Annotated in this window: 9 protein-coding genes and 1 pseudogene; 7 read left to right on the top strand and 3 right to left on the bottom strand. The window is 65.4% G+C overall.

Annotated features, from left to right (window positions below; translation table 11 throughout):
- The first annotated feature begins 172 nt into the window (after window positions 1-172).
- The 3 genes from IVB28_RS05905 (at window position 173) to IVB28_RS05915 (ending at window position 2,737) form a co-directional block, all read left to right on the top strand.
- Entirely contained in the window at window positions 173-1,225 is a 1,053-nt protein-coding gene (locus tag IVB28_RS05905; protein WP_247525092.1) for a glycosyltransferase family 1 protein, read from the top strand.
- 35 nt (window positions 1,226-1,260) lie between these two features.
- Entirely contained in the window at window positions 1,261-1,950 is a 690-nt protein-coding gene (locus IVB28_RS05910) for a methyltransferase domain-containing protein (protein WP_247525093.1), read from the top strand.
- Window positions 1,951-2,077: 127 nt separating this feature from the next.
- Window positions 2,078-2,737: a hypothetical protein gene (locus tag IVB28_RS05915; protein WP_247525094.1), complete on the top strand. Its 660-nt coding sequence runs from the start codon at window positions 2,078-2,080 to the stop codon at window positions 2,735-2,737.
- Window positions 2,738-2,880: 143 nt separating this feature from the next.
- On the opposite strand, the gene IVB28_RS05920 is transcribed toward IVB28_RS05915, so the two are convergent.
- Complete coding sequence (locus IVB28_RS05920; RefSeq protein ID WP_247525095.1) at window positions 2,881-4,545, bottom strand: aminotransferase class III-fold pyridoxal phosphate-dependent enzyme; 1,665 nt, start codon at window positions 4,543-4,545, stop codon at window positions 2,881-2,883.
- A gap of 35 nt (window positions 4,546-4,580) precedes the next feature.
- Between IVB28_RS05920 and asd the strand changes: the two genes are divergently transcribed.
- Window positions 4,581-5,444: an archaetidylserine decarboxylase gene (asd, locus tag IVB28_RS05925; RefSeq protein WP_247525096.1), complete on the top strand. Its 864-nt coding sequence runs from the start codon at window positions 4,581-4,583 to the stop codon at window positions 5,442-5,444.
- Window positions 5,445-5,510: 66 nt separating this feature from the next.
- Window positions 5,511-6,074, top strand: coding sequence for an NUDIX hydrolase (locus tag IVB28_RS05930; protein WP_247525097.1), 564 nt, complete (start codon window positions 5,511-5,513; stop codon window positions 6,072-6,074).
- A gap of 205 nt (window positions 6,075-6,279) precedes the next feature.
- Here IVB28_RS05930 and IVB28_RS05935 read toward each other — a convergent pair.
- Window positions 6,280-7,709, bottom strand: a pseudogene (locus IVB28_RS05935) (FecR domain-containing protein).
- 316 nt (window positions 7,710-8,025) lie between these two features.
- Window positions 8,026-8,814 carry a DUF2147 domain-containing protein gene (locus IVB28_RS05940; RefSeq protein ID WP_247525098.1) on the bottom strand — a complete coding sequence of 263 codons (789 nt, stop codon included), beginning with the start codon at window positions 8,812-8,814 and terminating at the stop codon, window positions 8,026-8,028.
- A 194-nt stretch (window positions 8,815-9,008) separates the two neighbouring features.
- Here IVB28_RS05940 and IVB28_RS05945 point away from each other — a divergent pair, with 194 nt between their 5' ends.
- Together IVB28_RS05945 and IVB28_RS05950 are read left to right on the top strand one after the other, a co-directional pair.
- Complete coding sequence (locus tag IVB28_RS05945; protein ID WP_247525099.1) at window positions 9,009-9,857, top strand: DUF2147 domain-containing protein; 849 nt, start codon at window positions 9,009-9,011, stop codon at window positions 9,855-9,857.
- Window positions 9,858-10,167: 310 nt separating this feature from the next.
- Window positions 10,168-11,382: an extensin family protein gene (locus tag IVB28_RS05950; protein ID WP_247525100.1), complete on the top strand. Its 1,215-nt coding sequence runs from the start codon at window positions 10,168-10,170 to the stop codon at window positions 11,380-11,382.
- Window positions 11,383-11,435: the final 53 nt, after the last annotated feature.

The following is an 11,435-nucleotide window of genomic DNA, read 5'->3' on the forward strand; positions in this document are numbered from 1 at the left end:
GGAAACCGAAAACGGTTTCGTCACGGCAAGGTTTGTTTCATGACAGTTTCGTGGCCGTGCCGGCCCGTTAACGAACAAAACGGCCCGCCGACACTTCCATGACGTCACACGCCTGAAATATCCTTCGTTGATGGTCGATGCCTGAGAATCATCAAACTCTCGGGATTTTCCCATGCGGGTATTAATCGCGACTGACGCCTGGCATCCGCAGGTCAACGGTGTGGTGCGGACGCTGACCTCGCTGGCGAACGCGGCCAAGGCCCTCGATGTCGAGATCGACTTCCTGACGCCGGACGGCTTTCGGTCCTGCCCGCTGCCGACCTATCCGGGCCTGCGCATCGCGCTGCCGAGCCGCAAAGAGATCGCGCGGCGGATCGAGAAGGTCGCGCCGGAAGCGCTGCACATCGCAACCGAAGGGTCGATCGGCTGGGCCGCACGCGCCTATTGCCGGCGCAACCGGCTTGCCTTCACCACTTCCTACACTACGCGCTTTCCGGAATATGTTTCGGTGCGGACCGGCATCCCGGCGGCGGTCGGCTATGCCGTGCTGCGCCACTTCCACGATGCCGCCGCCATGACCATGGTTGCGACGCCTTCGCTGCGGCAGGAGCTGTCCGAGCGCGGCTTCAAGCGGCTCGGCTTCTGGACCCGCGGCGTCAATACCGAGCTGTTCCATCCCGACGCTCCGGCCAGGCTCGATCTGCCGGGTCCGATCTTCATGACCATGGGCCGCGTGGCGCTAGAGAAGAATCTCGAAGCATTCCTCTCGCTCGACCTGCCCGGCACCAAGGTCGTCGTCGGCGACGGTCCGCAGAAGGCAGCGCTTGAAAAGAAATATCCCGACGTGGTCTTCCTCGGCGAGAAGATGGGCGCCGACCTCGCCGCGCAACTCGCGGCGGCCGATGTGTTCGTGTTTCCGAGCCTGACCGATACGTTTGGCGTGGTGCAGCTCGAGGCGCTGGCCTGCGGCACGCCGGTTGCGGCGTTTCCGGTCACGGGTCCTAAAGACGTCATCGCCGATCATCCGATCGGCGCGATCGATCACGATCTGCGCGCCGCGTGCCTGCGCGCACTCACCATGTCGCGCGAGACCTGCCGCAACTTCGCGCTGGAGCGCTCCTGGGAGAACAGTGCGCGCCAGTTCATCGGCAATCTCACCTCACTTCAGCCCAGCCGTGCCTTGCGCGCCTCGCCTCGCATGGCGCGGCGGCCGGTGCGCGGTTGACCTCTCCGTTTTGAACCACAGCGAGAACCTCAACCATGGCCAAGATCATGAACCTTGACGGCGCTCAGCAGCTCGACCTCACCCGTGGCGCGGTCGAGCAAGCCTATGACCGCTGGGCGCCCGTCTACGACCTCGTGTTTGGCGGCGTGTTCGCCAAGGGCCGGCAGGCGGCGATCGCGGCCACCAACAAGATCGGCGGCCGCGTGCTCGAGGTCGGCATCGGAACCGGCATCTCGCTGCCGCTCTATGCCCCGAACCTCCGCATTTTCGGCACCGACATTTCGGAGGCAATGTTGGACAAGGCGCGTCGGCGCGTCGCCGAGGGTGGGCTGAAGAACGTCGAGGGCCTCGCGGTGATGGACGCCGAGAAGCTCGAATTCTCTGACGATTCCTTCGACGTGGTGATGGCGCAATATGTCGTCACCGCCGTGCCGAACCCCGAAAAGGCGCTCGACGAGTTCGCCCGCGTGCTGCGTCCCGGCGGCGAGCTGATCATCCTCACCCGCGTCAGCGCGGATGCCGGCATGCGCCGCTTCATCGAGCAGAAGCTGCAGCCGGTGGTGCGTCCGCTCGGCTTCCGCACCGCCGAGTTCGCCTGGTCGCGTTATGCGAAGTGGCTGGCCGGCGCCCACGGCATCGAGCTCGCCGAGCGCCGTTTGATTCCGCCGCTCGGTCATTTCTCGCTGGTGCGCTTCCGCAAGGTCGACGTCGCCAAGGCGGCGTGAGCCGAAGCTTGCGCGTCGCATGCGTCCATCGCACCGCTGCACATCGGCACATGACAAGATGATGATGTCATACGGCCTACATCGAATCTCTTTAAATCCCGTACCTGAAGGCATTTTGGGGGAGAGCATGATCAAGAATTATCTCGAGCAGCTGCGGATCCAGCGCTGGGACGACCATCGTTACTATCACCACAGCCGCATCAATCAGAGCCTGCACTTCGTCAGCGCGCTGAGCTTCCTCTTCGCCTATGTCTGGCTGTTCATCGATCCTGTCGTCTCCGCGCTGGTCGGCTGGATGGTCTCGATGACGTCGCGCCAGGCCGGTCACTTCTTCTTCGAGCCGCACGGCTATGACCACATCAACCAGGCGACGCACGAGCACAAGGAAGAGATCAAGGTCGGCTACAACCTTCAGCGCAAGGTGGTGCTGATGTCGATCTGGGCGGCCTCGCCGCTGGTGCTGTTGGTCGATCCGACGCTGTTCGGCCTGTTCACGCCCTGGGTGAGCGCGACCGATTTCATGCGGGAGGTTGCCAAGATCTGGCTTGTGGTCGGCGGTGGCGGTCTTCTGTTCCGCACCGTGCACCTTTTCTTCATCCGCGACGTCGAGACCGGCCTCGTCTGGATGACCAAAATCCTGACCGACCCGTTCCATGACCTGATGCTCTATCGCAGCGCCCCGCTCGCCCTGATGCGCGGCGAGCTGATGGATCCCGGCCTGCACCTCAATCCGGAGCATACGCTGGGCCTGATCGGCGAGCCCACACGCGAAGAGCAGCACGCCTGAGCGTGCCGCCGCCCAGTCTGCGAATGTCCATGGTTTACGCCATGCCCGGGCTTGTCCCGGGCATCCACGTCCTGGAGCCATCGTGTGGTGATGCGTGGATGGCCGGGACAAGCCCGGCCGTGACGGAGTTAGAGAAATCGGGCTCAGCGCCCAAAACGCTTGGCCAGCATCTCCTTCAGGATCTGCCGCTTGATCTGCTTGTTGGTGAGCACGCCGTCGTGCCACCAGAAGCCGTCGGCCTTCATCTTCTCGGCGGCACGGACGAAGCGTTCGGCGACTTCAGTGAAGTTGGCGTCGGTGTAGTTGAGGCTGAAGATCAGCCGGCCGGTGCCGACCCAGCTCAGCGCGAGGCCTTCGGCGCGCAGGTAATATTGCAGCATCCAGTTGTAGCGGGACGGGGTGGTGTATTTCACCGTCCAGATCGACGAGAAGTTGGCGAGCCGCACCGGCAGGTCGGCGTCGGTCATCATCTGGTTGAGCTTTTCGGCGCGGCCGTTCCAGGTCGCCTCCAGGCCGTCATAGATGGCGCGAAAGTTCGGGCTGGCGAGCCGGCTCAAAAATTCGTCCATCGCCGTCATGACGTAGGGGTGCGAGTTGAAGGTGCCGCGGGCGAAGCAGATATCGGCGGGACGATCGTCGCGGAAGCGGCGCATCAGTTCACGCTTGCCGCAGACCACGCCGACCGGCAGGCCTCCGGCGAGACTCTTGCCGTAGGTCACCATGTCGGCCTTGACGCCGAAATATTCCTGGGCGCCGCCGGGGGCGAGCCGGAAGCCTACGAACACCTCGTCGAAGATCAGCACGATGCCCCGCTCGGTGCAGACTTCGCGCAGCCTCGCGAGCCACTCGGTGTAAGCCGTCCGGTCGAAATTGCCGCCGCGGGAGGAATCGACCAGCGAGGAATCGCCGGGCGCATTCCCGTTCGGATGCAGGCCCTGCAGCGGATTGACCAGTACGCAGGCGATGTCCTCGCGCGTCTTCAGCACGTGCAGCGTCTTCTCCGACATCTCGGCGAGGGTGTAGGTCTCGTGCGCGGCAATGGGGTTGCCGACGCCGGGCTGCACGTCGTCCCACCAGCCGTGATAGGCGCCGGCGAAACGAACAAGATGGGTACGCCTGGTGTGGTAGCGCGCCAGCCGCACGGCCTGCATCACGGCCTCGGTGCCGGACATGTGGAACGAGATCTCGTCGAGGCCCGAGATCCGGCAGAGCCGCTGCACGTTCTCGAGGATGACGGGATGGTAGGGGCCGAGCACCGGGCCGAGCGCGTGCGCGCGCTTCTCCGAGCCTTCGATGCACTCCTTGTAGAAGTCGTTGCCGAAGATGTTGACGCCGTAAGATCCCGTGAGATCGTACGAGGTGTTGCCGTCGACATCCGTGACGGTGACGCCACTCGAGGATTCCATGAAGGTCGAAGTGCCGAGATACTCGCGCACGAGACGCGAGAACTGGAACGGCACGCGGTAGCACTCGGTGAAGTTCAGGTCGGAGATTGTTTCCGCCGCTTCCTTCGTCATCGCGCGGCCCTTGGGGTAGCGATCGGCATAGAGAGCTGCAAGGCGGAAGAAGGCGTCCTTGCGCTGCTTGACCACGTTGTCAGGCGCGCCGTCGCAGCCAAAATACCGATCGCCCTCGAACTCGTAGAACGGGAGCAGCTTTGCCACCCGGCGCGACATCTTGGAGTGCCCGGCGAGCGATCGGTGCTTGGCGCGGGAGAGTTCGATCCGCGCTTTCAGCTTCGGGAGGACGGCGGCAGCGGACGCTGCGGCGGCCACGGACAGCGAGAGAATCGGGAGTGTCGTTTCCATGTCAACAAGCGCTAATACTGTGAGCTAACAGATTCATGACAGTCAAAGCCCTCATCGCCTCTTTCACCCAGCAGGAAGACCTCAATTTCCTGCTGACCAACCGCATTCCCCGCGCGGCGCTGACCCGTTTCATGGGCTGGTACTCCAAGATCGAGAACCCGTTTGTGCGGGACTTCTCGATCGCGCTGTGGAAGCTGTTCTCCGACCTCGATCTGTCGGAGGCGCGCAAGACGCATTTCAACAGCTTGCACGACTGCTTCACCCGGGAGCTCAAGCCGGGGCTGCGGCCGTTCGATCCGAATCCGTCGGTCGTCGCCAGCCCCTCCGACGGCATCGTCGGAGCTCACGGGAAGATCGCCGACACCGAGCTGTTCCAGGTCAAGGGCGCGCCGTATTCGCTGCTCGACCTGCTCGGCGATTCAGCTTTGGTCGATCAGCACCGCAATGGCCTCTTCGTCACGCTGCGGCTGACCTCCAGCATGTACCACCGCTTCCATGCGCCCTACGACGGGCACATCGAGCGGGTCACGCTGATTCATGGCGATGTCTGGAACGTCAACCCCATAGCGCTCAAGCGCGTCGAGCGTCTGTTTTGCAAGAACGAGCGTGCGGTGATCCGCACGCATCTGGCGACGGGCGAAGCCGTGACGCTGGTGCCGGTCGCCGCCATCCTGGTCGCGAGCATCCGCCTGCACTTCCTGGATATGGTGCTGAACGCGCAGACGCGCGGTCCAGTCAACTTTCCCTGCGACGTCAGCGTGACCAAGGGCGAGGAGCTTGGCTGGTTCGAGCACGGCTCGACCATCATCATGCTCGCGCCCGGCGACTTCACGTTCTGCGACGGCATCGCCGAGGGCACGCGCATTCGCGCAGGTCAAGCTCTGTTGAAAAGAAACTAGCCTTCAATCCGCCGCGCCCGGGGCCTATATCGTCGGTGGGGGCGATTCTAGACCCACGGATTGCTGATGGCGCGGGCGCCGGTGATGGCGGCGGGTGGTATTGTGTTGCGGCGAGGCGCTTTGCCGCTGATCGCGGTGGTGCGCCAGCGCAAGCGCAACGAATGGGTTCTGCCCAAGGGCAAGCTCGACGACGGCGAGACGCCGAAGGAAGCTGCGCATCGCGAGGTGATGGAGGAGACCGGCCACGACGTCGCCGTGCACGAATTCCTCGGCACGCTCGTTTACCAATCCGGCGGGCGCTCGAAGGTCGTGCATTTCTGGCGCATGGAGGCCGAGGGCGGTCCCGTCCGCAAGCTGATGAACGACATCAAGGGGGTCGACTGGTTGACACTGGACGATGCGATCGCGCGGCTGTCGCGCGAATATGAACGCGTGTTCCTCACGCAAATTGGCCCGATCGCGCTCGCGGCTGCGGGGCTGGCGCCGTCGCCCGATCCGGAGCCGACGCCGCCGTTGGCCGCAGAAGACGCCGATGCAGCACTGCACACGGCGACACCGGCCGAAGCCGCTGACGAGCTGCGACACGGTCTGTTTCAGAAGGTGCGGACCTGGCTGCGCGGCGAGGCGTGAGTTTGCTCGTCCTTGCGGGTGCGAGAATGTCCGCGACTTAGGATGGCGAGATCGCCAAGCGCTCTCCAAGTCGTCATCGCGAGCGCAGCGAAGCAATCCAGAATCTTTCCGCGGAGGGACTCTGGATTGCTTCGCTGCTCGCAATGACGAAGAGGAGCAGGCTGATCGCGATTGACGTCAATCCTCAGGGTGAGGGGCGGCACAATCACCACCGCTCCTTCTTCTCCTTTGGAGCTGGCGCTTGCCTTCGCGGCACCGCCGGACGCTGCGCGGCGGGGAGGCGCTGCTGGAATCCGTCCGGGCGCTGCAAGCCTGGCCGTTGAGCCGCGGGTGGTTGGCCGGGCTGCATGCCGGTGCGCGGCAGCTCTTGCTGCGGATTGGTCCCGCTAGGCTGCGGCGGCACAATACCTCCGGGCTGCGTCGAGCCCTGTCCACCACGTTGCGGCTGGGTTTGCGGCGTCCCGTTGGGCTGCGCGCCGGTGCGCGGCCCGCCTGGACGCCCCGCGCCGTGCTGCTGTCCCTGCTGGCCTTGCTGCTGCTGACCTTGACCCGCGCGCGGCGCCCCCGGCTGCACAGCGCCGCCTTGTTGTCCCTGCCGCTGCGGTGGCTGAGCGCGATGTCGGCCCGGTGTGCCCGGCTGCTGCTGACCCGGACGGTTGTTCAGGCCGGGCTGGCCGTTCGGCCGCTGCGGTTGCTGTCCCGGCGCCGCGTTGGGTCGCAATTGCTGCTGCTGCGGCGGCTGCGCCGGCCGCGGAATGCGGCTGAGCGCGGTCGGATTGGCGCGGCGGAAGTCGCGCTGCTCGTTGACGATCTGCCGGCCCGTGGTTTGCGCCAGATGCACCTGGCCGACGAAGCCGCGGTCGCGCGCGATCTGCTGCGGCGCGATCGTACCGCGGCGAAGCGCATGGTTCCGGCAGTGGCCGCGCCGGGACGGATCGCAAAGCCGCTCGATGCTTGCGTCAGCGCGCCGAGCCGCGTGCCGCTGGTGCGGTCGTCGACGTCGATGTGACCGACGCGGCCATCGGCGTCGGGATAGAGCTTGATGTTGACGTTGCGCGCGCCGTTCGCTGCCGCGCCTTCAGGCACGTCGATGACGCCGGTGGTGCCCCGGATGCCGAGCGTCGCCGTCGGCGTCGTGATCTTCATGTTGCCGGTCTTCGCCACCGCCGCCGCGACGAAGGCGACCGTGCCCTTGCCGACGTCGAAGATTCCCGAGTTCTGCTTGCCGCCGTCCTCGTAAACGTAATTGTCGATGGTGATCCTGGCGCTGGCCGAGAGGTTGAACGTTGTCGCGTCGTTGAACGTGATGCCAAGCGAGGAGTTCGACGAGGTCTGGACGACGTCGTTGAGATAGATGTCGTCGCGGACGCGCAGCGGATAGGAATTCTTGTCGCGGATCACGGTCGCGATGCCCGCCACGGTCGCGACGTTGCCGATCGGCTCGACGGCGGTGGGTTGCGCGTCTGGCGCGGGGGCGGGGGAAGCCGATGGAGTCGGGGAGGGATCCGGTGTCGGCTGCGCTTGCGGCTGCGCCTGGGCGAGCTCGATTGCATCGGATGCATACGCCACGCTGCCGCCTGCCAGCGGCAATGCCAGCAGCGCAAGCGCGAACAAGAGGCGGCGCCAAGCCAGCATTGATGTCACGAGGAAGTCCCGATCAGAACGCGAGGCGAGATCTGGCAATATCAGCCGGATTGAGCTGAATGGTGGATGAACATGTGTGGCAGGAGGGCGAACGTTCAACCGCGCTCTATCCCCTCATGGTGAGGAGCGCGCCCTTTGCGCGCGTCTCGAACCATGCAGGCCCCCCGTGCTGATCCGGGCCTTCGAGACGCCTGCTCTGCAGGCTCCTCTGGGTGAGGGGATAGAGTGAGGCTGTCGCGCGAAAATCCCGGGTCGATGTCTTTCATCGCCCGGGATTGAGATGCTGTGGGACGACACCCTCGTTTTATCAGCTCACCCGCTTCCAGGTCTGGCCGCCGCAGAACATGCCGCCGAAGGCGCAGCCCTGCACGCGCATCGCATTCGGGCCCTTCATGGCGATCGTGGAGTCGTAGTTGCGGCCGGAATCGGGATCGTGGATGCGGCCGCTCCACTTTGAGCCCTCGGGCTTCATGTTGATCAGGATGCGCGCATTGGTCTTCTCGGCGTAACCGCAGAGATTGGTGCCGCACTGTTCGACGCGGACATTGCCCTTGTTCTCTTCGGTGGCCCAGACGCCGATCGGCGAGTTCGCCGCGGCCACGGGCGCAGCGGCCACCGGGGCAGGGGCAGGCGCGGGAGCAACCGCGACCGGCGCGGGTGCAGGAGCAGGAGCAGGCGCCGCGGCCGGTGCGGGCTGCATCGTGTTGTCGAAGCTGACGGATGGCGCGGCGGTTGCGGCCGTCACGGGCGCGGCGGGAGCTGCCGGTGCGGTCGCCTGAACCGGCGCCTGTTGCACAGGCTGCTGCTGCACGGGAGCCGGCGCGGGCTGCGCGGTCGTCGCCGGAGCCGGCGTGGTATCGACGTCATCATCCTTGGAGCCGCCGAGACCCTTGAGGTTGATGTTGTTCAGCTTGATCGGCTTGTCCGACAGGCCCGGCGCGACGATGGTCACGCAGTTGAGCGAGGCACAGTTGCGCGGCGTCTCGATGCGGATGTGCTGGCCCTCGATCTGGAACGAGATCGAATTGCCGCCGGCATGTGCGGCGGCGGTCGAAGCGAGGAAGAGCGCAGTGGCGGCGATGGTGAGCTTGTTCATGACAACCTCCGAAAATGGCGTGGTCCGAGATGGACCGGAGTCGCTGGTGGATGAAGCGTGGTTCGACCCTACGCCGGGCCGCTCAGGTGTTCTGTGATGGGCGTCACAACGGTTCGCCAGCGTCTGGGTGAGGCAGCGCACATTCAGCCGCGCCTCATCCGCATAACTTTGCCGCGACACGACAGGAGACGCCGATGATCCGGCTTGTGACTTCGCTTGGCACATTGATCGCTTTGATGGCGGTCGTGCCCGCGGCCGAGGCCGGTTCCTACTCCTTCTCGATCGGCGGCCACCGCTTTCACGTCGAGTCGCCCAGGAGCTGCCGATCCGCCTCCTGCGTTTCAATTTCCTCCCATCGCAGCCTGCGGCGCGCGGAGGATGTCGACACCAGGCCCGTTCCGCCGCCCGCGCCGCTCGCCCAGGCGCCGCAGCCGGTCTATCCAGTGGCGCCGATCCGGCCGCCCGAGGCGGCCGTTGTCGCGGCACCGCCGCCAGCTCCCGCCCCCGTCCTTGCCGCAACGACGTCGCAGCCGGTTGCGCCGCCGCCCGCGCCGTCACGGATTGAGTTGCCGCGCGTCGATCCGCCGAAGACTATTACGCTCGACCCCCCGCGCATGGAGCCGCCGGTCGTTGCGCCAAGGCTCGAGATCAAGCAGGCGGCACCGGCCGCACAGCGCAGCGACGACGAGCCGGCCTATTCGCCGCTCGGCGAATGGGAAAGCCCGGGTGCCAAGGGGACGGTGCGGATCGAACGCTGCGGACCGGCGCTGTGCGGTTTCGCGCTCACGGAGGCGTCGAACAGGGGCGAGAGCGTGCTCGTCAACATGAAGCCGAGAACGCACGACGTTTGGGCCGGCAGCATCTACAGTCGTTCCAGCGGCAGCACCTATTATGGAACGATGACGTTGAAGAGCTCCGGCACGCTCCATGTCGAGGCCTGCGCGATCGGCCGCTTCTGGTGCTCGGGCAACGACTGGACGCGGGTCGAGGAGCCCCGCGAGCAACGGATCACGACATCGCGGCAGTGGGGCGCACGGTCGTAGCTCGTCACGATAAGCCGTCCCGACGCGCTTGATGAGTCTAGATCATGCCGAGCACGATGGCGCCGACGAAGGCCATGGCGAGGTACGCGGTGACTACGCTCAGTCTCCCGGCGAAGGTCATGAGGTCCCTCCCTCAACGCGCGCTGCTTGGCGCGCGACCTCATGGTTAACAGAAAGTGCGTTTCCGAAAAAGTCAGTCTTGCTGTCGCTCAGGCCTGCCGAGGTTTCGTCGCGCACAGCCGGCATGGTTAAAGAAACATGAAATCAACGTGTTGAAGAGTCTTTAAGTAAATTCACCGAACGTGCGTGCATGACGCGCGGAGTTCGTTTGTATCTCGTCGGCTCCATCGTCCTTGTTTCGCTAGCGGGTTGCGGACGCGGCTTCTTCCAGGCCGAACGCGAACCTTGGCGGGCCGAGGCGGAAGCCGCTTGCCTGAAATCGGGTGCGGTGAAGGAGGGACCGGATCTCGTCCGGATCGATCCCATTTCCGGCCCTGGTCAGTGCGGCGCCGAATTTCCCCTCAAAGTCGCCGCTCTCGGCGAGGCCTCCGGCAGTTATGGCTTTGCCGACGAGGAGCTGCGCCCGCCGGGCAGCGTCGGGGGCCAGCCGCGCTGGCCGGTGACGCAGCCGCGGTCGAATTATCCGCAGAGCCAGAATTATCCGTCATCCTCCTATCCGCAACGGCCGAATTATCCCGAGAGTGCGGTGCGCCAGCCGTCCGGCTATGGCACCTCGTCGGGACCGATGTCGCTGAACGCGCCCGGCGTCGCGCCGGAGGAAGACGAAATCGATCTGCCGCCCGAGGGCACCGATGCCGCGGGGGCTTCTCGCTACATGAATGCGCCGAGCTATCCCGCACGGCCCGCGAATCCCGCACCTTACTCGCAGGCGCCTGCACAGCAGCCGCTGCCGCGTCTTGGCCCGGCGCAGGGCAATCCCGTCACCGCGGTCGGTCCCGTTGCGATCAAGCCGACCGCGACGTTGGCCTGTCCGATCGTGTCCGAGCTCGACCGCTGGCTCGCCGACACCGTGCAGCCCTCGGCCATGCGCTGGTTCGGCGTCCGCGTCGCCGAGATCAAGCAGATCTCGGCTTATTCCTGCCGCGGCATGAACGGCAACTCGCGCGCCCACATCTCCGAGCACGCCTTCGGCAATGCGCTCGACATTTCCGCCTTCGTGCTTGTCGACGGCCGCCGTGTCACCGTAAAGGACGGCTGGCGCGGCATGCCGGAGGAGCAGGCATTCCTGCGCGACGTGCAGTCGGGCGCCTGCGCGCATTTCACCACCGTTCTTGCGCCGGGGTCGAACGTCCATCACTACGATCACATCCACGTCGATCTGATGCGCCGCGCCAGCCGCCGCCTGATCTGCCAGCCCGCCGCCGTCTCAGGCGAAGAGGTTGCCTCGCGTGCGCATTCGCGCAGTCCCTATGCCAATGCGCGCGATCCGTCCGTGACCGGTTCGCTCGGTGCGCGCAAAAGCGCGACGCGCAAGCGTGAAGAGGACGAGTACGCGGACGATTAGGCGCGGACGAGACCAGGCGCGCGGCCCTCCACCCGCTGCGGCTGGTCTGTTCA

Source organism: Bradyrhizobium sp. 199, assembly GCF_023073355.1.
GTDB lineage: Bacteria > Pseudomonadota > Alphaproteobacteria > Rhizobiales > Xanthobacteraceae > Bradyrhizobium.